Origin of the sequence: Paenibacillus sp. DRB1-1 (genome assembly GCF_052119485.1) — a bacterium.
Taxonomy (GTDB): Bacteria; Bacillota; Bacilli; order Paenibacillales; family Paenibacillaceae; genus Paenibacillus; species Paenibacillus polymyxa_B.
Genome location: NZ_JBODQH010000001.1, coordinates 2,030,089 through 2,053,612 on the forward strand (window position 1 = coordinate 2,030,089; position 23,524 = coordinate 2,053,612).

20 protein-coding genes and 1 riboswitch are annotated in these 23,524 nt (G+C 47.8%); of the genes, 8 read left to right on the forward strand and 12 right to left on the reverse strand.

The genetic code is table 11. The features are described 5' to 3' along the window. Positions 1-215: 215 nt before the first annotated feature. The 6 genes from ACQW03_RS08955 to ACQW03_RS08980 form a co-directional block, all read right to left on the reverse strand. Positions 216-1,004, reverse strand: coding sequence for an SDR family oxidoreductase (locus tag ACQW03_RS08955; RefSeq protein WP_441949369.1), 789 nt, complete (start codon positions 1,002-1,004; stop codon positions 216-218). Positions 1,005-1,022: 18 nt separating this feature from the next. Next, positions 1,023-2,180 carry an SMP-30/gluconolactonase/LRE family protein gene (locus ACQW03_RS08960; RefSeq protein WP_441949371.1) on the reverse strand — a complete coding sequence of 386 codons (1,158 nt, stop codon included), beginning with the start codon at positions 2,178-2,180 and terminating at the stop codon, positions 1,023-1,025. 153 nt (positions 2,181-2,333) lie between these two features. After that, positions 2,334-3,347 carry a zinc-dependent alcohol dehydrogenase family protein gene (locus ACQW03_RS08965; protein WP_220030640.1) on the reverse strand — a complete coding sequence of 338 codons (1,014 nt, stop codon included), beginning with the start codon at positions 3,345-3,347 and terminating at the stop codon, positions 2,334-2,336. Positions 3,348-3,743: 396 nt separating this feature from the next. Beyond that, positions 3,744-4,805, reverse strand: a complete 1,062-nt coding sequence (locus tag ACQW03_RS08970; protein ID WP_071639313.1) for an EAL domain-containing protein — start codon at positions 4,803-4,805, stop codon at positions 3,744-3,746. 270 nt (positions 4,806-5,075) lie between these two features. Continuing rightward, positions 5,076-7,178, reverse strand: a complete 2,103-nt coding sequence (locus tag ACQW03_RS08975; RefSeq protein WP_220030639.1) for a bifunctional 2',3'-cyclic-nucleotide 2'-phosphodiesterase/3'-nucleotidase — start codon at positions 7,176-7,178, stop codon at positions 5,076-5,078. 220 nt (positions 7,179-7,398) lie between these two features. Continuing rightward, complete coding sequence (locus tag ACQW03_RS08980; RefSeq protein ID WP_028541212.1) at positions 7,399-7,833, reverse strand: pyridoxamine 5'-phosphate oxidase family protein; 435 nt, start codon at positions 7,831-7,833, stop codon at positions 7,399-7,401. Between the two features lie 270 nt (positions 7,834-8,103). Beyond that, positions 8,104-8,213, forward strand: a riboswitch (TPP riboswitch). A gap of 191 nt (positions 8,214-8,404) precedes the next feature. Here ACQW03_RS08980 and ACQW03_RS08985 point away from each other — a divergent pair. Continuing rightward, on the forward strand, positions 8,405-9,448 hold the full coding sequence (locus ACQW03_RS08985; protein WP_441949375.1) for an ABC transporter substrate-binding protein: 1,044 nt from the start codon (positions 8,405-8,407) through the stop codon (positions 9,446-9,448). Between the two features lie 7 nt (positions 9,449-9,455). On the opposite strand, the gene ACQW03_RS08990 is transcribed toward ACQW03_RS08985, so the two are convergent. Continuing rightward, complete coding sequence (locus tag ACQW03_RS08990; RefSeq protein ID WP_441949377.1) at positions 9,456-9,638, reverse strand: hypothetical protein; 183 nt, start codon at positions 9,636-9,638, stop codon at positions 9,456-9,458. 305 nt (positions 9,639-9,943) lie between these two features. On the opposite strand from ACQW03_RS08990, the gene ACQW03_RS08995 reads away from it, so the two are divergent. From ACQW03_RS08995 to ACQW03_RS09010, 4 genes are read left to right on the forward strand one after another with little or no spacing between them, the layout of a single operon-like run. Beyond that, complete coding sequence (locus tag ACQW03_RS08995) at positions 9,944-10,237, forward strand: MTH1187 family thiamine-binding protein (protein ID WP_016818835.1); 294 nt, start codon at positions 9,944-9,946, stop codon at positions 10,235-10,237. Beyond that, positions 10,234-11,010, forward strand: a complete 777-nt coding sequence (locus ACQW03_RS09000; RefSeq protein ID WP_071639306.1) for an ABC transporter permease — start codon at positions 10,234-10,236, stop codon at positions 11,008-11,010. The genes ACQW03_RS08995 and ACQW03_RS09000 overlap by 4 nt, the downstream gene beginning before the upstream one ends. A gap of 44 nt (positions 11,011-11,054) precedes the next feature. Further along, complete coding sequence (locus ACQW03_RS09005; protein WP_441952350.1) at positions 11,055-12,005, forward strand: ABC transporter ATP-binding protein; 951 nt, start codon at positions 11,055-11,057, stop codon at positions 12,003-12,005. Continuing rightward, positions 11,998-12,840 (forward strand): TatD family hydrolase, encoded by an 843-nt coding sequence (locus ACQW03_RS09010; RefSeq protein WP_071639304.1) that lies wholly within the window; start codon positions 11,998-12,000, stop codon positions 12,838-12,840. Before ACQW03_RS09005 ends, ACQW03_RS09010 begins: the two co-directional genes overlap by 8 nt. A 103-nt stretch (positions 12,841-12,943) precedes the next feature. On the opposite strand, the gene nfsA is transcribed toward ACQW03_RS09010, so the two are convergent. From nfsA to ACQW03_RS09035, 5 genes are all read right to left on the reverse strand, one after another. Beyond that, entirely contained in the window at positions 12,944-13,687 is a 744-nt protein-coding gene (gene nfsA, locus ACQW03_RS09015; RefSeq protein ID WP_220030635.1) for an oxygen-insensitive NADPH nitroreductase, read from the reverse strand. Between the two features lie 285 nt (positions 13,688-13,972). Next, positions 13,973-16,429: a heavy metal translocating P-type ATPase gene (locus tag ACQW03_RS09020; protein WP_441949380.1), complete on the reverse strand. Its 2,457-nt coding sequence runs from the start codon at positions 16,427-16,429 to the stop codon at positions 13,973-13,975. Positions 16,430-16,541: 112 nt separating this feature from the next. Continuing rightward, positions 16,542-16,742: a copper ion binding protein gene (locus tag ACQW03_RS09025; protein WP_013308457.1), complete on the reverse strand. Its 201-nt coding sequence runs from the start codon at positions 16,740-16,742 to the stop codon at positions 16,542-16,544. Between the two features lie 55 nt (positions 16,743-16,797). Further along, on the reverse strand, positions 16,798-17,148 hold the full coding sequence (locus tag ACQW03_RS09030; protein ID WP_013308456.1) for a metal-sensitive transcriptional regulator: 351 nt from the start codon (positions 17,146-17,148) through the stop codon (positions 16,798-16,800). A gap of 116 nt (positions 17,149-17,264) precedes the next feature. Further along, the gene (locus tag ACQW03_RS09035; RefSeq protein ID WP_071639294.1) at positions 17,265-18,494 is read right to left on the reverse strand and encodes a multidrug effflux MFS transporter; all 1,230 of its coding nucleotides are present in this window, start codon (positions 18,492-18,494) and stop codon (positions 17,265-17,267) included. A gap of 202 nt (positions 18,495-18,696) precedes the next feature. Between ACQW03_RS09035 and ACQW03_RS09040 the strand changes: the two genes are divergently transcribed. From ACQW03_RS09040 to ACQW03_RS09050, 3 genes are all read left to right on the forward strand, one after another. Beyond that, positions 18,697-19,290 (forward strand): DUF5317 domain-containing protein, encoded by a 594-nt coding sequence (locus ACQW03_RS09040; protein ID WP_071639292.1) that lies wholly within the window; start codon positions 18,697-18,699, stop codon positions 19,288-19,290. A gap of 282 nt (positions 19,291-19,572) precedes the next feature. After that, positions 19,573-21,423, forward strand: coding sequence for a bifunctional diguanylate cyclase/phosphohydrolase (locus ACQW03_RS09045; protein ID WP_441949384.1), 1,851 nt, complete (start codon positions 19,573-19,575; stop codon positions 21,421-21,423). A gap of 376 nt (positions 21,424-21,799) precedes the next feature. Next, positions 21,800-23,518: a copper resistance CopC/CopD family protein gene (locus ACQW03_RS09050; protein ID WP_220026794.1), complete on the forward strand. Its 1,719-nt coding sequence runs from the start codon at positions 21,800-21,802 to the stop codon at positions 23,516-23,518. The last annotated feature ends 6 nt before the right edge of the window (positions 23,519-23,524 follow it).

Sequence of the window (23,524 nt, forward strand, 5' to 3'; positions counted from 1 at the left end):
ACGATGACTGAATGAGCGAACGTGGAGCCAAAATTTTCACAGGGTATGGTCTGCTCTATAGTAAATGGAGCTGTCCCAAAGCTGGTTTTAAACTTTATTGGACAGTCATGCTTCTTCATTAGTATAAAAAAAGCGCGAGTGCAAGGGTTATTTCCCCCTGTAGCTCGCGCTTTTTGGTTCATGCTTACCCGGTTTGTGTCAGAATAAATATCGCTCTATTTGAACCGCTGGACCTGCCTCGAAGGCATAATGGTCAACTCTGGAATATTGACATGCTCCGGCTGCTCTAGTGCATAAAGGGCAGCTTCTGCAACATCATCGGGATGCAGCGGCAAAACGCTCGAAGCAAACGCCCGAATTTCCTGCTCGGGATATCCGGCCACCTGCGAAAATTCCGTCGCCACCGCCCCGGGGTGAATCGCAGTTACACGAATTCCTTGTGTACTGGTCTCCAAACGCAATGCAGAGGCTATGGCGCTAACGCCGTACTTGGTAGCGCTGTATAGTCCCCCTCCGGCAACCACTTCCTTCGCTGCAATAGAGGAGACAATGACAACATCCCCCTTGGCCTGTTCCCTCATTGGCTGAAGTCCGTACTTCAGTGTCAGGACAAGACCGTGCACATTCGTCTTGTAAAGCTCCTCCCATCTTTCCAGTTCCACTTCTGCCAGTGGGCTTCGATACCCGAAGCCGGCATTCGCAACGATAATGTCAAGCCGCCCCCAGCGTTCAAGAATGACGTGGACCGCCTGCTGTACGTCTTCAGCTTTTTGGATATCGGCAGGTATTGCCATGACCTCGTACAATTCCTCTTGGTGCAAGTCACGAACCAATTCATCCAATCGCTCCTGACGGCGTGCCAATACAGCTACATACGCGCCTCGCTTTGCTAGTTTTTTTGCAATCGATGCCCCAATGCCGCTGCTTGCGCCTGTTACCAAAGCTACTTTCCCGGCCAGGCTTTCCTTCGCTTTCCAGGATAATTTCAACTCATCCAATATCATGTTAAACCCTCCCCAAGCTTATTTGGTTAAAAGCACGCGATGAACACCCTGGCTGCCTCCAGGAGCTGTACCTATATATAAATATCCGTCATGGTTTACAGCCGTGGTTACCCCATAAAGCGAGCCTTCAGGATCATGCCAGCTTCCGATGAGTTTACCCTGCGTATTAAGCTCCACAGCAAGCCCATGCTTCACAGGTGCGCTTGCACCGCTGAGCAGCGATTGAGGCAATTTGGCCATCATTCCAGCCAGCCACGGGCTTCCATGCATCTGATCTACAAAGGGAATACGTGTGGTGAAGAGACCGATCCAGAAATGGCCTTGATCATCACGCGTAATGTTATCTGGAAAACCGGCGAGATTATCCGCAAAAATATCCGAAGTCCCCTTCTTCGGCCCTTTGAGCCAGTATCGGGTCAATTGGTAGTGATACGACTCTGCCACAAGTACAAAATCTTCGTCCGCAGACAAGGCAACTCCGTTCGCAAAATAAAGGCCTTCCAACAGAACTGTCGTCTGCTTGGTCGCCGGATCATATTTCAGCAAACGTCCATGCGGCTTGTTCTCGGCGATTTCTTTGAAGACTACACTGCCATAATTCGAGGTGTCAGAAAAATAAACGGTACCATCTTTGGCAATATCCAGCTCGTTGGCCAAATAGATCGGTGTGCCGTCGACTTGATTGGTCAACACCGTCACGTTTCCGGAAGGATCTACCGACAGCAGCCCCTTCTTAACATCCGTAACGATCAGATTTCCACTTGCGTCAAACATAAGTCCATTGGGCGTTCCTTTGGTATCTGCATATAGCTGGGCCTTTTGCGGATTGCCCTTAGTATCAAAGGCAACCTTATAAATTTTCCCGTCGGAGTCTCCCGTATATAAATTCCCTTTCATGTCAAAGGTGATAAATTCCGGAAACTTAGGGGCATTTGTAACAAGCTCTGCGGAGCTGAGTTTGTTGTTTTGTTGCCATGGACCCGCTTGTTCAAAAGAGGGGGCCGAAGGTGCAAGCCATTTTGCAGGCTGGACAGGGGAAGGGATGAGCATAAAAATAAACACTCCCAGAAGGATTACCGCCAGCAGCGATAATCCGGTTCTGCGTACCCATTTACGGGGTTTCTTAGTCTTTCTTCCTTGAGAATCTTTGACAGATAAATCAGGTTTACTGGGCATTAGAGTGCCTCCTATGTGATGTGAATAATATTTCAGCATTTTGCATAATTCGATTCCCAACGCTCGAAAGTACACTATATAGACGAACTAAACCGTTTCGATCTATATATTGCTGATTTGAAATCGCTCTTGGGATTTATGCAAAATGCTCATTTATATTTGAACAACGATTTTACCGAAATACTGTTTTCCTTCAGCCAAAAGTGCGAAGGCTTCGCCAATTCGGCTGAGCGGGAATACCCGGTCGATGACAGGATGTAAACGATGGCGGGAAATGGCACGATTCATGTTTTCGAAATGTTCCCGGTTACCGACTTGGCTGCCGCGAATCGTCGCAGCCTTCTGCAAAATGCTGGTGACATCGAACTCAGGAATGGTCAAGCCCGATAAGAATCCGACCATGCTCACAGTCCCTCCGGTACGAAGTACATTGATGGATTGCGCCATTGTTGCCGCTCCCCCTACATCCAGGACATGGTCGACTCCGCCGCCTGTCAGCTCCAGAGCCACCTTATCCCACTCGGGAACTTCCGAATAGTTGATTGTCTGCCATGCGCCGAGAGCCTTTGCCCGTTCCAGCTTGTCATTGCTGCTCGATGTGATAATTACCCGTGCTCCTGCCATCAGAGAGAATTGAAGCCCAAAGATGGAAACGCCGCCTGTTCCTTGCAAGAGCACCGTATCCCCCGCTCGCAGCCCGCCGGATTCCATCAGCATGCTCCATGCGGTTAATGCCGCAATCGGCAAGGTGGAAGCCTCCTCCCAAGAAAGGTGATCCGGAATAGCGACGACCCCTTCTTCATGCAGAACGATATATTCAGCCGCCACTCCACTGAGCGGGCCTCCCAGACTGTCCTTTAAGACCTCCGCTCTCGTGCTCCCGCCAATGAATTTCTGTTGTAAATTTGCCGCTACCCTTTGTCCAACCTGAAATTTTGTCACCCCTTCGCCCACAGCTACAATTTCACCCGCTCCATCGGATAACGGAATGAAGGGAAATTGAATGCCGATCGGCATTACTCCGTTAATAATTACCAAATCTCGGTAATTCAGAGATGCTGCCCTTATGCGGATCAGAACTTCCAGCCGTCCCGGCACCGGTATGTCAAGTTCCGTCAAGGTTAACTCTTCAAAGCCAAAACCGTTTTTCAGTTGCACTGCTTTCATTTGGGTTGTCCTCCCTGTAATGTTAGACTTTTTACCTAGTATGGATACGATGTATTATGAAAGAAACACTGTTTCTTATACAATACACTGTATCCAATTGTCTTCAAGACGTCAATCTTTACTTTGAAAATAAAACGGTCATAAACTGCTTCCGGGCTTTTAACGTTCCTTACCAAGTAAAATTGGAGACTGGGTGGCTTCGATTGTCCAGAACTTGCTCAGGTGGGCAAGCATGACCAAAAAACGCGAGTTGCAGGGGTGAAATAACCTCTGCAACTCGCGTTTTTTACATTAATGGTGATAAAGCGCTGTCCAATAGAATTGAAATTTGCTTATGCCACAGCCTTATTTAAGCTCCAATTTTTATAAACTACGTCTACTTAAATTTGTTCCTGACTATATTACACTACTAAGTATAAAATTGGAGGGCGGACCAGGCTCCGGCTTGCCAAACAAATAACCCTGAGCCAGTGATACACCTGCTTCACGACAAAATTGAAAATCCTCCATCCGCTCTACTCCTTCAGCTAACACTTGGCCTCCAAAACGAAAAGCCGATTCTACAATCCCTGTAATTTGCCGCTTCTGATCACTATTACTATGACAGCCGTCAATTATACTGCGGTCAATTTTAACATAATCCGGCTGAAGGCAATTCATAAGTTCGGTCGTAGAATAACCTGCCCCCACATCGTCCAGGGCTACCGAAACTCCTCGATTGCGATATTGATCAAAGATATGATGCAGAAAATTAAGGTCGTCTATCTCTTCCGTTTCTACGACCTCAAATACAAAATCCTTCGTACTCATGGATAACCGATCAATCGTCTCAAAGGTGTGATTCAAGCAATAAGCCGGATTATAAATGGTGGAAGGAAGAAAGTTAATAAAACGTTTAATTCCCGCCGGAAGGCATGTTGCACTTTTTTCAATAGCGGAAATACGAGCCGAGCGATCCAGATGAGCATGCAAGCCAGCTTCACGGGCGATTTCAAACAGCCGGAAAGGCTGAAAAGGTCTCTCTGCATGTGACGGACGCAGCAAAAACTCAAACCCGATAATATCCAGCTTGTGGTCAACAATGGGCTGCATATGGCTGGAAAAACTTTGATCCTTAATAATACTCACGATATCTGGATGTTGCAGTCTGGCTTGCAATTGACTAAATAAAAGCCAGTCCTCATATCCTTCGATATGATGCAAACCCGTTACCACAACTTGCATATGGTTCAGGTATTCCTGCGGCAGACGAGCCAGTCCGTTAACCAGCTGTTCCAGCTCTGAACGGCTGTCAAAGCGAAACTCTATGCTGCCCTCACGCCCATGTTCCTGCTTCAGTTGTTCCGATAGCATACCCAAACCATCTAATGCTGGAGTAAGCGACACCCTGGAATGCCTAATTATGAGCAATCCTTGATCCTTAATAGGTAATATGATGCTGCAATTGCTGCATGCCATAATGGTCCTCCTCGGAACAATTTTCCGGTTTTTTCACCATTATATCACAAATAACTAGAACAAAAGCACTATATAATTACGTGTTTTTACAAAAAAGTAGCTTATTCTTAACGACAACTTAGGACTTAAGTACATATTCGACAAAAATCAGAAAACTTTTTACAATCATGATAAATTCGGGGCTGTTGTTTTTGGCATCAAAAAAAGCAGCAAATCTCTTGGTTAAAGAGACTTGCTGCTTCATTCTGATATTGAGTGGAAAATCCGAAGTTATTTGGACGCCTTCGGCTTCGTTGTTTTAGCTGGTTTAACAGCTGCAGGTTTGGTCGTTTTAACAGCTGGTTTTGCTGTCGCTTTCGCGGGAGCCACAGCTTCCTTTACAGGAGTCGTTGTTGCACTAGGCTTAGCGCCAGCTTTTAAGCTGTATTTGGCAAAGCCGTCTGCCGCGCTGCTCAAGTATGAAATTTGTTGATTTCCTGCCAGCACGTCTTTGGCATCAGGAGAGGACTCGAAAGTAACCTTTGCCTGACCAAAAGGAGCAAGAGACCAATTGCCATCCGCCGATGGATTAATCGTTCCGTTCGTACGGATATAGTCAATAATGACCTGGCGACTTTCATCCGGTGCTGCCATCACAATTCGTTTGCCATCTGGGTTGGCCAGTTTGGATGAGGAAGCACGATAGTTATTGGTGGCTACGATAAATTTCTGCGCAGGATCAATAGCCTTCCCATTGTATTGCAGATCCTTGATACGATGAGCTGAAGAATCAATAATAGTTCCCTTGGCATCATATCGTGCAGGCTGGGTTACATCAATCTGGTAATTCACACCGTCAATGACATCAAAATTGTAGGTTGGGAAATCTTTGTTGATCAGCGATTGCTCCTCAGTTTGCTTTGGATCAATGCGGTTGAACTGACCTGCAGACCACTCCAGCCACTCCTGAATTTCAGCACCGGTCACTTCTACAGCATGAACCGTGTTCGGATACACATACAGATCGGACACGTTTTTAATCGCTATCGTACCTTCAGGAATGTTGGTGTAATACTCGGCTCCGTTTCGACCACCGGCCTTGAATGGAGCGCCTGCCGACAATACGGGAAGTTTTTCGTATTCAGTTCCTTTAAGATGGTTTTGAACATACCATTTCTGTGCATTCGTTACGATTTGAATAGAAGGGTCGTCCTGCACTAATGCAAAATAACTGTTAATCGGTGCAGTCGTTGTTCCAACAGGTTGACGAATATAGTCCAGCGTTCCTTTATGCTCTTCCCTGATCGAATCTGTCAGTTTGTAGTCAGGAGTAAACTGCACAGCCTGGTTTGTGGTACTCACAACCGGACGCACTTGAGACTGGGAGTTGATTACGTTCCACTCGTTTTTTTTCTTTTCCAGGCTCAGATCAATAATCCCCAGATCCTTGCCCCATGAAGAAGCTTCCACGGCCGGTACGCCATTAATGGTTCCCTTATCCAGATCTACACCCTTCATATCTTTAAAATCAGGGCCAGGGAAAGATTTATGAGCATGCCCAAACAGAATAGCGTTAATTCCGTCCACCTGGCTCAAATATTTAACGGCATTCTCCATCATTGGCGTTTGTGGCACATCCTCATAACCTGTATGCGCAAGAACGACAATAATGTCGGCACCTTCCGTTTTCATTTGAGGAATAAACTTTTTCGCCGTTTCCACAATATCCTTCGTAACGACTTTATCCTTTAAATTGGCTTCATCCCACTGCATAATTTGAGGTGTGACCAAGCCGATTACGCCCACTCTAAGGATATGCTCTTGGCCCTTCTCGTCGGTTACCGTTTTATCAAGAATTCGATAAGGGGTAAAATAATTTTTAGTAGCTTGCCCCCCCTTATCAACATAAACATTCGCATTTACGTAAGGAAAATCGGCTCCCTTGAGCGACTTCTCCAGAAAGTCGAGGCCGTAGTTGAATTCGTGGTTGCCCACTGTCGCCGCATCATAGCCCATCAGGTTCATCATCTTGTAGACCGGATGGACACCGCCTTCTTTCTCGAAGGTTTTATTTCTGGCCATATAATCGCCTAATGGATTGCCCTGTAACAAATCACCGTTATCGAACAGCATGCTGTTTCTCGTTTCACTACGCGCCTGTTGGATCAAACCGGCTGTGCTAATCAGGCCATATTCGTTGGTTTCTTTGTCCGAATAGTAATCATAGTTCATCAGGGACGCATGAATATCCGTTGTTTCCATAATCCGCAAATTCACTGTAGCGCTATCGCGAGAATTGCTAGCTGCCCAGGATGGAGCGGCTGAAAACACCAGCATACTACAAGCTACAACTGCTGCTGTAAACCCTTTAAACCAATTTTTACGAAATAACAAAATATACCCCTCCTCATTAAGGTGTATGCCTCATATACATACTTTTGCACATATATGTAAGCCTTGAACCCACCATTTCTATTTTAATCCAACGCCAGGCAAAAGAGTAGTCATTTACTTAAATTATTTATGAAAAAATAATTAATTTTCTCAAAAAATAAAAACCAGCAAACCTCCTTAAAAACTCGGAGATTCACTGGTTTGTCGATTTATATTCTTATTATTTATTCCACACTTGGCGCTCAGTTTGCTGACCCACATACTCAATGCGTGTCGGATTCACGTCCAGAATGACATAATCGGGATCATCCGGTCCGGAAAACCATTCCTTCAAGGAATCGTTCCACACTTGTTTGCGCAGCCCCTCATCAGCTGTGATCTGGACGGTAGCCTCCACTTCTACGACTTCCTTCGTACCACCAACTTCATAACCCAGCAGCAGATAAGCATTCGGATTGTCCTTTAGCTCATCCACTTTATGCGTTTTGCGATCTGTCGCCAGATGAATGTTCATTCCATCGTTAAAAAGGGCCATATAGCGTACTTTTGGTTTGCCACCCTCTACCGTACCTAACGAGCAAAATTTGTTGTTATCCAAAGCCTTCACAATGGCTTGTTCCAGTTGGTTGCGATCCAATGTTTCCGTTTTACCCACAGTACAACAACTCCTTTTCACGAATTAGAATTCTCTACGGCCACGCCATTGGGCACCAGCCCATCTGAACCTACCTGCGTAGCTGTTCTAAAAATAACATGACCGGATCGAATCGGATTGATTCATGCTCATTTTCAGATCAAAGCTCACAGTAAAAGTGTACCCTGTCGTTCGGCAAATGAACCGTCATCTCTCCCTTCATGCTGGACAGACCCGCATTCAAGGCATATAATCGTCGTAGTAAACCCGAATAAATGAACCCATTAAACCATACAATGCCAGGGGTGCTGGAATCGGCCGGCTGAGAGTGTGTCCCAAGACACTGACCCTTACAACCTGATCTGGGTAATGCCAGCGTAGGAATGCTTAAGCAAGATGTGCCTTTTTTACATAGGACCATCCCTTACTTTGGTATATACAAGCGCAAGCGTCCCGGAAACTCGGGGCGCTTTTTTTATTGAAGATTATGTTGTTGGAAAGATCGCGTCCGGCAGATGTTATTTTTAGAAAATGGGGAACTTAAGCTGTCTGATTGGACGGATAACGGGTAATTAAAGGAGAGAACACAACGATGAAGCGCATGAAAATGTTAAGCCTGGGACTGATCAGTCTGTGGCTCATGGCCCTGATCCTGACCGCTTGCGGTGGAAGTGCCCCCACATCCCAAGAAGCGGCTCCCGCTACCGACACCCAAACGTCTACTCCGGCAAAGGGGCTCAAAGATGTTAAAGTCGTGCTCGACTGGACACCCAATACGAATCATACGGGACTCTATGTCGCTAAGGACAAAGGATTTTACGAAAAAGCGGGTTTGAATGTCCAAATTGTTCAACCTGGTTCAGGCGGAGCCGATCAAATGGTTGCTTCTAATGCTGCTCCTTTTGGTATTAGCTACCAAGAAGGCGTCACACAAGCTCGTACGCAAGGTGTGCCGCTTGTATCCATCGCTGCAGTGATTCAGCATAATACCTCAGGCTTCGCAGCCCCAGTAGATCGCGGAATTAAGAGCCCGAAAGATTTTGAAGGTAAAAAATACGGCGGTTGGGGCTCTCCCGTAGAAGAAGCGGTCATGAAATCCATCATGGATTCAGACAAAGGCGATGTGAGCAAAGTGAAGATCATCAACATGGGCAATGCAGACTATTTTACAGCCGTGAAGCGGGATATTGACTTTGCTTGGATTTTCTATGCATGGACCGGAATCGAAGCCCAGCTTCGAGGTGAGCCATTGGATATGCTGTATGTAAAAGATTATTCCAAAAGCCTTGATTACTATACGCCTGTAATTGTAAGCAACGAACAGACGATAGAAAATGATCCAGAGCTAGTCAAAGCATTCATGGACGCTACCGCACAAGGCTATGAATACACTATCGCCCATCCAGAAGAAGCTGCGGACATCTTAAGCAAAGCTGTACCAGAGCTGGATAAAAAACTGGTGCTCGCCAGCCAAAAATGGCTAAGCCCGCGTTATCAGGACGATGCCGCGCAATGGGGCGTGCAAAAAGCAGAGGTATGGCAAAACTATTCGGACTGGATGTACGAACGCAAGCTGCTCAGCAAGCCTTTGGAAGTCGATAAAGCCTTCACAAATGACTTCTTGCCCAAGCGCTGATCATTTGTTAAAACGCAAAATAAGACCGAACTAGAGAAGTGAACGAAGCGCCACTACGCAGTCGGATGCTGCCTCCCATCGCTGTTGTACCCAGAATTCTTTTATGAATATCCAGAGGTTGAAATCTGGGTACAAAGGCGAACGCTAACGCTTGTACAGCACCATTCCGCCCACTTCGTTCTCGTTCCACTTGGTTTATTCTTTAGTTTTTCATATTATCTAAGCGCTAAGTAGGTGCGCTTGTGTGTTAAAAATGCCACACAAACCAGCTTTAAAAACAGGGTGCTTTTAAGGCGGTTGGCAGCGGAGCGGTTCATTTGAATCTGGAAAAGCGCAGCGTTCGCCTTTGCCGTTGGATTCTTACCTTTTAAAATTTATTCAAAGAATCCCACGGCAACAGCGATCGTAAGATCAAATGAAACGCGAAGCGGTCTCCCCGCCTTAAACCACCATATTTTTTTAATAACACTCCAAATAAAGGACAGGTGAATTTGCATGGCTAACACACTGCTCAGTATTCAAGTAATCCCTAAAACTCCTAATAATGAGGACTCTTACCCGTATGTAGATAAGGCGATTGAGGTCATTCAGCGCTCCGGCGTCAAACATCAAGTGAATCCATTGGATACGACCATGGAGGGCGAGCTCGACGAGTTGCTGAAAGTGGTCAAAGAAATGCACGAGGCTTTGACGGAAGCGGGCAGTCCCAGCGTCATTTCACAGATCAAAATCGCACATAACCCACAAGGCATCAGCATGAACAAGCTGACCGAGAAATATCGCCCATGAATCCGAAAGGCAAGAACGCATCCTGGTGGAAAAGCGTATGGCCGCCCCTTGTGGCGGTCCTCTTCTTTTTAGCGGCCTGGCAGGGGGCGGTTTCCTATTTGCATGTTGAATCCTGGCTGCTGCCTGCTCCATCCCTCATCGTACAAGAGGGCATGGCACAAACGGCGCTGCTTGGTGCCCATACATGGGCTACGATTCGTCTGACACTTGCGGGATTCGCTATAGGGACAGCAACGGGACTGTTGATCGCCATCGTTCTTCATACAATTCCTTTTCTCAAATCCGCCCTGTATCCGCTGCTTATTCTGAGTCAAAACATTCCGATCATCGCTCTAGGGCCGCTGCTCATGGTGTGGTTTGGTTTTGGCGTGCTGCCCAAGCTGATGGTCATTACCCTAGTATGCTTTTTTCCCGTGGCTGTAGCGGCCATGGACGGGCTGACTCGAACAGACCGTACGATGATGAACTATATGCGGATGTCGGGTGCAAGCCGCATGGCTATTTTTATGAAGCTGGAGCTGCCACATTCCCTGCCGCAAGTCTTTTCTGGCGTTAAAATTGCTGCTACCTATAGTGTGATGGGTGCGATCATTGCGGAATGGATCGGAGCTAGTGAAGGAATTGGATATTATATGCTGCTGCAAAAATCAGCCTATCGCACGGACCTCATTTTTGCCGCCATCGGCATTATTGTTGCACTCAGCTTACTCATGTTTGTGGTTATTTTACTACTGGAGAAATGGCTGGTTCGCTGGAAACCCGATCAAGAGTAGCTTCCTCCTTGAATTACATACAGCAAAGAAAGGACGTGGCGCGTATGAGTCTGCATCCGACTGAATTATCATCACACAACGCGGCTAATGAACAACGAGCCGGGGAACAACAGAGTCCTTCAACTGCTCCTCCTGCTTTGGAATTGGACGGGATCAGCCTTGCCTTCCGCGAAAAGCGAAGCTTACTGCCCGTACTACAGGATGTATCCCTCACAGTCAAGCCGGGAGAATTCGTTTCCCTCATCGGTCCGTCAGGCAGCGGCAAAAGCACGCTGTTTCATATCATCGGTGGGCTACTCAAACCCCAGCAGGGACGTATCCGTATGCACGGACGGGACATGACTGGTGAACGTGGGCATATCAGCTATATGCCGCAGCAGCCCGCCCTTTTCCCGTGGCGTACCACGCTGAACAACGTACTGCTCGGGCAGGAAAATTCTCCACGTAAAAATAAAGCAGTACCCCCTCAGTACGCCAGTGAACGCGAGCGTCGCAAAGAAGCCTTGCAATGGCTCGAACAGGTTGGACTTGGTAAATTCGCCAAGGCGTATCCACATACGCTGTCTGGTGGAATGCAACAGCGCGCAGCCTTTCTTCGCGCACTGCTCAGCCCGCAGGAATTAATGCTGCTGGATGAGCCGTTCAGCGCACTCGATGCGCTGACACGTGCAGACATGCAGCAATGGTTATTACGGATGTGGGAAAAGAACCGCCGTTCTGTGCTGTTTATTACCCACAGCATTGAAGAAGCGTTGCTGCTCTCCGACCGCATCTATGTGCTGTCGGCGCGACCCGCTTCAGTGGTGCATGTCGTAGATGTTCCTTTTCCCCGCCCGCGTAGGGAAGAAATCACCCTCGATCCGCTCTTTATTGAATGGAAGCGGACCATGACCAGCTGGATGCGCGAGGAAAAACATAAACTGGACGGCGACATGGACACCACTGAAAGTGTCCGTAAAACTACCTCAGACGACGGGGTAAATCATTATGAATAATCTAAATAGGCTCTCTGCATTGAAATTGAACGCTTCCGCAACCGCTCCATTGATCGACGCGCATATTCATTTAGACAGCTACCCGCCCGAACAACAGGAATTACTGCTCGCTTCACTTGCCAATAGCAGCGTCCAAGCCGTGATAGCCGTGTCGATGCATCTGGGCTCCAGCCGAGCCAATCTGCAGTTAGCCAAGCGTTACCCCGGGCTGGTACGACCAGCCTTTGGCTTTCATCCCGAACAGGCTCTCCCACCGCAAGCTGAGCTTAACCTCTTGTTCGACTGGATGGGCGAACATGTACAGCAAATGGTCGCCGTGGGTGAAGTCGGCTTGCCCTATTACAATCGGCTGGAAGCCTCACAGAGCGGTTCACCTTTTGACCTCGCTCCCTACATAGTGCTACTAGAGCGCTTTATCCAGTTTGCAAGCAAGCATAACAAACCCATTGTCCTGCACGCCGTTTATGAGGACGCAGACATCGCCTGTGACCTTTTGGAACGTCATGGCATCACACAGGCGCATTTTCACTGGTTCAAGGGCTCTGCCGCCACGACCGAACGTATGGCCCGGAACGGCTATTATGTCTCCTTCACACCGGATCTCCTGTACGAAGAAGATATCTGCAGTTTGGCAAGACAGTATCCGTCTGATCAGATCATGGCAGAGACAGATGGTCCCTGGCCGTTCGAGGGACCTTTTACTGGACAAGAGACACATCCCCGGATGACTGCCGACGTCATTCGTGCGTACAGCAAGCTGACCCATCAAGATGAATCTGCCGTCCGTCAATTATTTTATGAAAACACGAGACGCTTTTACTCACTATCTGATTGATAAAGGCATACCAGCAAAGAACCTCCTTATTTACGCGGGACTTCATCATGCGTAAATAAGGAGGTTCTTTTATTTTGCAGAGTTTTTTGTCACTTCTCAGCTTTTATTGCTTCAAGAAACCCTTATGTTCCAAAAATGGCTTCAACTGCAAGCGTGCTGGCTCGGTCAGTCTCGCAGCCATTTGCTCAGACCATGGCGTAGAACGTTGACCGCCTGTACGTTCCTTCAAATATTCCGCAGATGTGTGATCGTATACCTCTACAGCTTTCATCGTCTGGTTTTTATCGTAACCGTTCATATGCATAACACCGGACAGTGGAAGACGTGGACGCAAGCCCGTTTCCTGATCCGGTACACCAATACACATACCGAACACTGGATACACCAGCTCTGGCAACCCTAACAACTCAGATACCTCTGCTATTTTAGTACGAATACCGCCGATGTAGACGATGCCCAGGCCCAGTGATTCAGCGGCTACCGCTGCATTTTGTGCAGCTAACGCGGCATCAATGGTCGCAACCGTATAATTTTCGACGGAACCTTCATAGGAAGGCTGACCTGGCTGATGGTGGAGCGTGACCTGCTTCAAACGATACAGGTCTGCGCACCATACCAGAAACGCAGGGCATTGCTCAACGTAAGCCTGCCCTCCTGCCAACTCGGCCAGTTTTGTCTTTAAAGAAGGCTCGGTAACGGCAATAACGGTATATGCCTGCACATTGCTGGACGAGGATGCCATTTGGCCAGCTGCCACAATAGCTGCGAGCTGCTCGTCGGTAATGGGGTCTGACTTGAATTTTCGCACAGACCGGTGGTTCATCAACAAGGAAATCGTATCATTCATGACTGCTTCACTCCTAATCCATAATATAAGCTCTTTATCTACTTCAAGCTGTGAGTATACGAAGAAGTTCTTGCATGCTTGCATGGCACTCCTACAAATATTATGGAACTTTCGCGAATGATAAGCAACCTGACGTGATGAAAGTTGAATGGTTTAAAAAAACAAACGCAACAAAAAGCAAGCACGCAGAAAACCAATTGTGCGTACTTGCTCTATACTCTGATAATAACTTTATCTCGCAACAGATGTCCGACAGCACGCTATCCTGCTAATACATCCATACATTCACAGCTTCACCCGTTGGAGACGCAGTGCATTCAGCACAACCGAAACAGAGCTAAATGCCATGGCTGCTCCCGCCAACCATGGGGCGAGGAAGCCCAAAGCGGCAATCGGAATACCGATCACGTTATAACCGAGCGCCCAAAACAGATTTTGCCGTATGTTTGTCATGGTCCGGCGGCTCATTTCGATCGCATCAGGAATGCTGTTCAGGTTGCCGCGCATGAGGGTAATATCCGCCGCCTCCATGGCCACATCCGTTCCCGTGCCCATCGCCATCCCAATATTAGCAGTAGCCAGTGCAGGCGCATCGTTAATACCATCTCCAACCATAGCTACGATCATGCCCTGCTCCTGAAGCCGTTTCACTTCTTCAGCCTTTCCTTCAGGCAGCACCTCCGCCAGCACTCGTTCAATTCCAGCCTCGGCGGCAACAGCCCGCGCAGTCCGTTCATTGTCACCCGTAATCATGATGACTTCAATGTTCATCGCGCGCAGACGGGTAACTGCCTCCCGTGAGGTTTCTTTAATCGTATCCGCCACGGCCACCAGTCCAGCATAGGAACCATCCACAGCAACAAGCATCGCGGTTTTGCCTGCGCTTTCCAGCTCATTCATATGCTGCTCAGCTGAGTCATCTATCGCGATGCCTTCCCTGCTCATCAATCGGCGTGTACCCGCCAATACCTGCTTACCTTCCACATGCGCCTTCACACCATAACCCGGAATATTTTCAAAATCTGTCGGTCCTACCAGCTCAATGCCTCGATCTGCAATCCCCTTTACAATGGCTTCCGCCAGCGGATGCTCCGAGCTTTTTTCTGCCGCACCGAGCAACCGCAGCAAATCCTTTTCAGCCAAGCCGCTTGCTCCAACCATCACATCCGTCAGCTCTGGCTTGCCATTCGTAACTGTACCTGTCTTATCCAACACCACTGCGTTGACTGAACGGGTCATCTCCAAATGCTCGCCGCCCTTGAACAAAATACCGTATTCAGCGGCACGTCCCGATCCTGCCATAATGGACGTTGGGGTTGCCAATCCGAGCGCACAAGGGCAAGCAATGACGAGAACTGCAATCATTTTCTCCAGTGAGCCTGCAAAATCAGTCGGCGTCACAAGGAAAAACCAGACGATAAAGGCCAACACAGCGATAGCAACAACAATGGGGACAAAAATACCGGAAATCTGATCTGCAATCCGCTGAATCGGGGCCTTGGAGTTTTGCGCATCTTCCACAACCTTAATAATGCGGGACAACGCCGTATCACCACCTACACGCTCAGCCTGAATACGTAGTACCCCGTTTTTATTGAGCGTCGCCCCTGTAACTGCGGAACCCGCTTCTTTTTCAACCGGAAGACTCTCACCACTTAACATGGATTCGTCCACTGCCGAACGTCCGTCCACGACCACACCATCGACAGGAATTTTCTCGCCGGGCCGTACAATAAAGATATCCTTCACACGTACCTGTTCGATCGGTATATCAAGCTCTTGTCCATCACGTACTACACGTGCCGTCGTAGCCTGTAGACTCATCAGGCTCTTGATCGCCTCGGACGAACGCCCTTTGGCTACCGCTTCAAACCATTTACCAACTAAAATAAGCGTAATTAGCACCGCGCTTGTCTCGTAATACAGCTCTGGCATGGTCATGACAGACATTCCCGCCATTCCCTCCATGACATCAGACGGACGCAGAGTAAGGTACAAGCTGTAAAAATAAGCCGCAGACGTACCCAGTGCAACTAACACATCCATATTCGAACTGCCGTTACGAAGCGCTTTGTACGCACCCACATAAAACTGCCAACCAATGACGAACTGAATCGGCGTTGTCAGCACTAGTTGGAACCATGGATTCAAAAACAGTTCTGGAACATAAATCCATGATGTAAAGGAAAAATGAGCCACCATCGCCCACAACAACGGAAATGACAGCACTGCGGACACAATCCACTTCCATTTTTTACGATGGATATCCTTACTGCGCACATCGGCGATATTGTCCTCAGCGCTCTGCGGGATCGCTCCGTAGCCTAGCTGTTCAATCTTGCTCACCAGATCACCAACCGCAATACTCCCCGCTGCATATTCCACATGAGCTGTTTCCATCGCCAAATTTACCGTGGCACCTGTTACACCAGGCATACGATTCAATCCCTTTTCAATCCGGGTTGCACAGGCCGCGCAAGTCATGCCCGTTACATTCAGATTGGCTTCTTCACTTACAGTTCCAAACCCAAGAGAAGCAATTTTATCGCGAAACTCAGGGATCTCCACCTGCTTGGGATCATAGGATATCGACGCCTGCTCCAAAGCCAAATTTACATTAGCCTGTGCTACACCGTCTATTCGATTTAAACCTTTCTCAATACGGCTTGCGCAAGCGGCACAGGACATCCCCGTAATATGAAGCGTTGTCTGCTTGTCACCGTCGGTCGCACGGTTTTCCATGGTAATCCTCCTCCTATACCCCAGTGGGGTATATCATATCCAAAAAGAAAAAGCTTCTAATATGGAAGCTTCTCCTTCGAAACAAGTCTGTCACACATAAAGCATCTTCAGCCTAAACAACATCATAGCCTTGGTCTTCAATGGCTGTTTTCAGAGCTTCAACGTTCAGCTTGGACTCGTCATATTCTACATTCACTTGTTTCGTTTCGAGGCTGACCTTGCCGGTAGCGCCCACTTTCTCCAAAGCCCCTTCTACTGCTTTCACGCAATGATTGCAGCTCATGCCTTCTACGTTCAATGTAACTTGTGCCATTTTCTTTTCCTCCTCAGGGGTACTTCCATACCCATAATGTGTATGAATACTACTCTTAACGGATTAGCTTCTTGACCGTAACCAGCAGCTCGTCAATCACTTCCTGCTCTCCTGCCTGCATGCGCTCAATGACACAGCTTTTCATGTGCCCTTCCAGCAGCAGCTTACCGACACCATTCAGCGCGGACTGGACAGCCGCAATCTGGTTCAGTACATCGTCACAGTAGGTATCCTTCTCAATCAAGCCCTTAATTCCGCGAACCTGACCTTCAATACGGTTTAACCGGGATACGAGGCTGTTCTTGAACTCTGCCGAATGATGACTTTTTCTAACTGTCTTTTCCCCGTCTGTTCCACAGTGATTCTCATGGACTTCAGTGTGGGAAACAGGTTGCTCCTCAGCCATACATCAGCCTCCTGTGTGGTGTATATATGCATTTATGCATTTGTTATATCCCTATCATAATATACCCCCATGGGGTATGTCAACATTCTGGAAAAATGTCACTTTTTCGCCCTATTTTAAGCCTTAGCGCGTGCTTCCTTAGCAAGTACAACAAAGCTTAATAGCGCACCAACCTCGGCTATAGCTATAACGACAGCCATCGGTACGGGGGTGGTTCCACTCCCCAAGCCTACTAGCGGTGAAGCGATGGAGCCAAGTAATAGAGGCAGCAAACCAAGCATGGCGGACGCACTGCCTGCGGAGCGCTGTTGACTCTGCATTGCCAATGAAGTCGTCGTTGTACTCACAATCCCTACGCAGGAAACGACAAAAAACAGAGGAACTAAAACAGCAAACAATTGGCCCCCGGTAAAAGCTACAGTAAGCAAGCTAATTCCGGCTACAGCCGCAATTACCAGACCCGACAAGAGTAACTGTCGTTCGCTGAAGCGACCCACGAGTCTACCCGTCAACTGCGAAAACAGTACAATCCCCAAACCATTCACTGCAAAAATGATGCTATACGTCTGAGGAGAAACCCCGAAAATATCCTGAAGCACAAATGGTGAGCCAGCGATATACGCGAACATCGCTCCTGTAATCAGCGCCTGCGAGAAGGCATAGCCCATAAAGCGTCGATCGGCAAACAAGTGACCGAGTGTTCCTAGCGTCTGCTTCAAGCCACCGGATGAGCGGCGGTTAGTTGGCAACGTTTCAGGCAAACCCAATACGACGGCAATCAGCATAGCCACGCCGACTACACAAAGCACCATGAATACACCACGCCAGGAAACAAAGTTCAAAATGACACCGCCCAGTACTGGTGCAGCAATGGGGGCCACGCCGTTCACCAGCATAAGTAGTGAGAAAAAACGTGTCAACTCTTTGCCCGAGTATAGATCACGGGCTACAGCTCTGGAAATCACGATCCCCGCCGACCCCGTAAGCCCTTGAATAAAGCGAAGCGCAATGAGCATACCGATATTCGGCGCAAACACGCATAACAGCGAAGCAGCAGCGTACAGGATGAGCGAGATCACCAGCGGTCCTCTGCGACCCCTTACATCGCTAAGCGGACCAGCAACGATCTGGCCAACAGCCAGTCCCAACAGACAGGCGGTCAAACTAAGCTGCGCCAGCGAAGTGGTCGTATGCAAATTGTCGGCTAATGTAGGCAGCGACGGCAAATACATATCTATGGACAACGGCCCGAAAGCACTCAATGCACCCAGGACAAAGGCGATCCATAATATTCGCGATTTGGTCATATCTGCGGCAACCATAACAGTATTCGATAACCGGTTCATAATAATAATCATCCTTTTCACAAAAATATAAACAATTACTTCAATACATCATAATATCACTCATTTCGTCTGGCTTCGAATAATTACACGCTAATCCGCAATTTTTTTTCAAAACTGCTATATATCAGGCAGGAATTTACCAATTTCAGGTCGAATTATACGGTAACCAAAACAAAAAATTTGTGGAATCTGGAGAATGATAATGGTCTATGATGGAGTGCTACTAGGTCTCATTGTAGGTCTGTTCAGAGGAGGCTGGCGGCAAGGTCTGATCCGTTTCAGTCAAATTCGCCTTATAGCCGGTTGGATGTTCCCCGTGCTGCTGCTGGTGCAATTCATTATTTTTTATTTCCAGGAAAAGTGGGCTTGGTTGGCAGCCATTAACGGGTATCTATTTATGGGAGTCTACGTGGTTGGATTGATATTTCTCTGGTTGAACAGACATCATAAGGGATTCAAGCTTATTATAATCGGCGTATTGATGAATTTTATCGTTATGGCGGTGAATGGCGGCAGGATGCCGGTCTCGTTGAGCGCTTCGGAGGTGCTGGGACCCTATTATACAAATATGCTTAAATCCGGAAGTGTCATCTCGAAACATTACATGATGGATGCGAGCACGCGTCTATCATTGCTTGGTGACATTATTCCTCTCTCCAAGCCCTATCCCCGCACACAGGTAATTAGTATTGGAGATGTTGTCATGAACTTCGGGATGTTCCTGTTTATCCAAAGCATTATGGTCGTGAAGAGAACTAAGGATAAGCAGCAAGAAACCAATCCCCGCCACGCTTAGTGCACACCTTATTCCAAGGAAGGGAGGGAACCCTATGAAAAACTTGAAATACTCCCGTGTGATTATCAATGCTATTATCGTAGCTTCTGTCATAATTGCTTTGACTTCCGGTTACAAAATCGGGGGCTAGTCACCGATAAGAAAAAAAGGAAGCACAGGCTCAACAAAACAGGCTGGATTCCGGCCTGTTTTTTCATGTGAAATTTTCGATTACAAAATTGTAAATTATCCCATTCACCCCTGGTAGCTTTGACATCAAGATACGACAAGGCAGGAGAAGAAATGATGAGTATAATAAAAAAGCTGCAAGAACGGGTTACCGCGACGGGAATATATGTGTTTTTCATATGTTTGGCAGGCGTGATCGTCCTCCTGTATACGAACCAATGGTCCTTTTTGCAGTATACGACAACAGAATGGGTCACGATCTATTCCCTGTTGGGAGCAGTTCTGATTCTGGAGCATTTTACATTCCAGCTACCACCGGCCAGTAACAAACAGTCCATGGATTCCTCCGTGTATCTGGCTTGTATTTTTGTGCATAGCACCGAAATTGCTATTCTGATTTTGTTGTTAAATGTAATCATTGCCATGTTCCGGCACACAGAGCTGTCCTGGTGGAAGCATACCGTCAATTTTTCCATTTACGCCCTTTCCATTTTCCTGTCTTCAACAGTATTTGAACTAAGCGGCGGAACGCAGGGGGCTTTAAACCAAGATCATTTCGCTTCCTACCTGCTGGCGTTGATTTGCTACTTTGCGGTGAACACCATCACACTGGGCATCTACTTTTATATCGCATACAAAGGGTCCTTCAATGAGCTTAAACAGGCTTTTTTGGCTGAATCCCTGCTCGTATACTTATGTACACTCATTCTGTCTTTGGTATTGACTACACTGATTTATAACAACGGCATTTTAGGACTTTTGCTGTTCCTTGGGCTAAGCATGCTCCTGTCTCACGCATTCAAGCAAATGTTCACGCTGTATCGGGAAATCGAAGAAAAAGCGAACATGGATCGCAGAACAGGGCTATACAATCACAGCTACTTCGAAAATACACTTGAAGCTGAATTAAATATATCCAGATCCGAGAATACTCCTCTCAGTCTGGCGCTGATTGATATTGATGATTTCAAAAAATACAATGATCATTTCGGTCATCTTAAAGGCGATCAGCTACTGGGATTTCTCGGTGAGTTTCTTAAAAAGGAAACCTCCGGCACCCACATCACCGTATCACGCTATGGTGGAGAAGAATTCACCCTGCTTATGCCCGGTCATACCGCTGAACAAGCATATGAAACAGTCAATGCTATTCGAAAAAGATTAAATGATTCTCGTTATGAGGGTGTTGAAATTTTTCCACACGGCTGTCTGTCCTTCTCCGCAGGTATTGCACAAAGCCGCATTGACATCTACGACAAATCACAGCTGGTCGATCTGGCGGATAAAGCCCTCTACTACGCCAAAAAACAGGGCAAAAACATCGTTCATACGCACGGAAGTTTAAATGAAGTGGAGCGCGAGGTTGATCTGGGGCAGGATATTCGTGATCTTGAGCAACAGCTTAATTTGTTCTTGTACAAGGATATTAACACCTTCAAGCATTCCAAACGGGTATTCAGATATGCAGCAGACATGAGCGATGTGCTTCAGCTCGGACCGGAGGATAAGCGACGTTTCATACTAGGCGCCCTCATTCATGACATTGGTAAACTGGAGATTCCCTGGAATATCCTCAATAAAAAAGAGAAGCTGTCCGGTGAGGAATGGCAGATGGTGCAAGCGCATGTCATGTGGGGCAAACGTATTGTCGAAGCCAACGAACGATTCATAGATTTGGTTCCTTTTGTGGAGCTGCATCATGAACGTTTTGACGGAGGAGGCTATCCATTTGGCTTTAAGGGCGAGCAAATTCCACGTTTATGTCGGATGCTGACGATCATCGACTCTTTTGACGCGATGACAACCGAGCGCCCCTATCAACCCACCAAAACGTTCGAGGAGGCCATTGAAGAACTACGTGCTTGCTCGGGTAGCCAATTCGATCCCAAACTAACGGCTATTTTTATCCATTATATTCAACATAAGCAATCTGCTTTCACGGATCTCATGGAAACAGGGCTCTAGTTCCTTCATAGGCTCTTCCTCTTTGCCCCTAGCGTGGTTGAAATCGTACTGAATTCAACCACGCTAGGGGTTTTCATATGATTGGCATTTTGTATAATGCTTATTATTTCAAATTTCATATAAATGTCATAATTCGCTCCATCTATTCACGCTATATGCACTATGATTAAGATAGGAAGGGGTTTGTCCGTCAGGATTTTGCAAAATTCGATTCCAGTCGCTCCAAAGTGCAATATCTAGACGAACTAGGCCATTTCGATCTATATATTGTTCATTGGAAGTCGCTTATTGGATTTTTGCAAAATCCTCCTGTATAAAATGTTACAAATGGGGATATCCTCGCTTCAAGTAATCGAGAGAAGGTGACTTCACAGGCATGTTGTACCTGTCCAGACCAGCCCGTGTGGCTTGTCTTTTATTGCTGTGTCTCCCCCTTCTGATCCTGTTTCCTCACTCTTCGTGGGCTCATGCATTTGTCATTGAATCCAGTCCGACCGAAAATCAGGTTTTGGACAAGTCGCCTTCTCAGGTGACCATCACCTTCAATGAAGATTTGCAATCTGCCTTCATGTCGATCAAAGTGACCGATGAAACAGGCAAGCGGGTCGACACAGGAAAAGCACAGCTTGACCCGAATCACAAAGCCACCATGGAAATTCAATTGGTTCCAGGGATGAAAAATGGAATTTACTCCGTCAATTGGAGAGCTTTATCCGCAGACGGACATCCGGTTAATGGAGTTATTCCATTTCAAGTGGGCAGTGGTTCCAATGCGCCTACCCATCAAGCTACCGCACCTGAAGGCTCAGGGACATCACGAATCGACTTAATCGCTGTCCGTTGGTTTCTTTACATAGGACTATCGCTGCTTTTTGGAGCGATTTGTTTCCGGCTGTTCATCTTACCGAGCATAAGCCAAGACAAGAATCAAAGTGAACAGCATAAGCAAAATCAGCGGCCCTTTGAAACATTGCCCCGCTGGACTAAGCTGCTATGGAGCGGCTACGGCATAACGTCTGCCGCCATTCTGATCAGCCTGCCACTTCAGGCTTCATGGGATGCCGGAGTTTCCATCAGGGAGGGCTTCTCACTCCCGATTCTCGGAGAAGCTCTCCAGTTTACTGGAGCCGGACAAATTTGGTTTATCCAGATGATTCTCGTGCTGCTCCTAAGCGTAACGCTGATTTACGCGCTGGATTACAGCATTTCGAATCGCCAGCGCCGTCTTTGGGGCTACAGCTCAGCTCTCCTAACGCTATGCCTCATGCTGTCCAAAGCCTTTGTCGGCCATCCGGCAGCGGCTACGCATCCAGCTCCAGCCATTGCGGCGGACTTCGTCCATCTCGCGGCAGCAACCTTTTGGATCGGCTCACTTGCCGTCATGGTCGTGTGCCTGCCGGTTGCCGGAGCAGAGTTGCCCGTATCCGAGCGGGCAACTCTGCGACAAGCCGCCTTGCGCCGCTTCGCCGGCTGGGGCATTGCGATGGTGGCAGCGTTACTCGCCACCGGTATATATGGAGCCGTGCTGTACATTCCGGCTCCCTCCATGCTGCTGAACACGTCCTATGGACTCGTTCTGCTCGGCAAAGCAGCGCTGCTGCTAGTCATGCTGGCCTTCGCGGCCAGCCAGTTCCGCAGCGCACGGCAAGCGGCGGCGAGCAAGCGAGCCGCTGGGGGATTGCGTGCCGAGTTGTCCGTCGGCCTGCTCGTGATGCTGTTGACCGCGGTGCTCACTCACCTGTCACCCGGCCAGGCACCTGCTATACCGTTTGAGGAGACTCGCACTACGGGCGGATACAACGTTACGCTCGCAGTCAGCCCCAATGCTGTGGGCAGCAATGAATTTAAGGTATCCGTTCAGGATAGCAAGGGTGCTGCCGTTTCAGGAATCCAGCAGGTTACATTAACGCTCACTCCAGCAGACCCTGACCAAGACCAACAGGAATTTGTTCTACCCGTGAAACAGCAACAGCCATTCCGCAGTCAGGAATTGATGACCTCCGAAGGAACATGGGCCGTAAAAGTACATGCTCTGACGGCATCACTCGATGCCGTTGATGCTGAATTCACCCTGCATGTAGGCGGTAAAAAATAATTATTT

Coding starts and splice junctions, on each gene's coding strand:
- ACQW03_RS08955 (WP_441949369.1), bottom strand. CDS start 1,004: ATGATATTGGATGAGTTGAAATTATCCTGGAAAGCGAAGGAAAGCCTG.
- ACQW03_RS08960 (WP_441949371.1), bottom strand. CDS start 2,180: ATGCCCAGTAAACCTGATTTATCTGTCAAAGATTCTCAAGGAAGAAAG.
- ACQW03_RS08965 (WP_220030640.1), bottom strand. CDS start 3,347: ATGAAAGCAGTGCAACTGAAAAACGGTTTTGGCTTTGAAGAGTTAACC.
- ACQW03_RS08970 (WP_071639313.1), bottom strand. CDS start 4,805: ATGGCATGCAGCAATTGCAGCATCATATTACCTATTAAGGATCAAGGA.
- ACQW03_RS08985 (WP_441949375.1), top strand. CDS start 8,405: ATGAAGCGCATGAAAATGTTAAGCCTGGGACTGATCAGTCTGTGGCTC.
- ACQW03_RS08995 (WP_016818835.1), top strand. CDS start 9,944: ATGGCTAACACACTGCTCAGTATTCAAGTAATCCCTAAAACTCCTAAT.
- ACQW03_RS09000 (WP_071639306.1), top strand. CDS start 10,234: ATGAATCCGAAAGGCAAGAACGCATCCTGGTGGAAAAGCGTATGGCCG.
- ACQW03_RS09005 (WP_441952350.1), top strand. CDS start 11,055: ATGAGTCTGCATCCGACTGAATTATCATCACACAACGCGGCTAATGAA.
- ACQW03_RS09010 (WP_071639304.1), top strand. CDS start 11,998: ATGAATAATCTAAATAGGCTCTCTGCATTGAAATTGAACGCTTCCGCA.
- nfsA (WP_220030635.1), bottom strand. CDS start 13,687: ATGAATGATACGATTTCCTTGTTGATGAACCACCGGTCTGTGCGAAAA.
- ACQW03_RS09020 (WP_441949380.1), bottom strand. CDS start 16,429: ATGGAAAACCGTGCGACCGACGGTGACAAGCAGACAACGCTTCATATT.
- ACQW03_RS09025 (WP_013308457.1), bottom strand. CDS start 16,742: ATGGCACAAGTTACATTGAACGTAGAAGGCATGAGCTGCAATCATTGC.
- ACQW03_RS09030 (WP_013308456.1), bottom strand. CDS start 17,148: ATGGCTGAGGAGCAACCTGTTTCCCACACTGAAGTCCATGAGAATCAC.
- ACQW03_RS09035 (WP_071639294.1), bottom strand. CDS start 18,494: ATGAACCGGTTATCGAATACTGTTATGGTTGCCGCAGATATGACCAAA.
- ACQW03_RS09040 (WP_071639292.1), top strand. CDS start 18,697: ATGGTCTATGATGGAGTGCTACTAGGTCTCATTGTAGGTCTGTTCAGA.
- ACQW03_RS09045 (WP_441949384.1), top strand. CDS start 19,573: ATGATGAGTATAATAAAAAAGCTGCAAGAACGGGTTACCGCGACGGGA.
- ACQW03_RS09050 (WP_220026794.1), top strand. CDS start 21,800: ATGTTGTACCTGTCCAGACCAGCCCGTGTGGCTTGTCTTTTATTGCTG.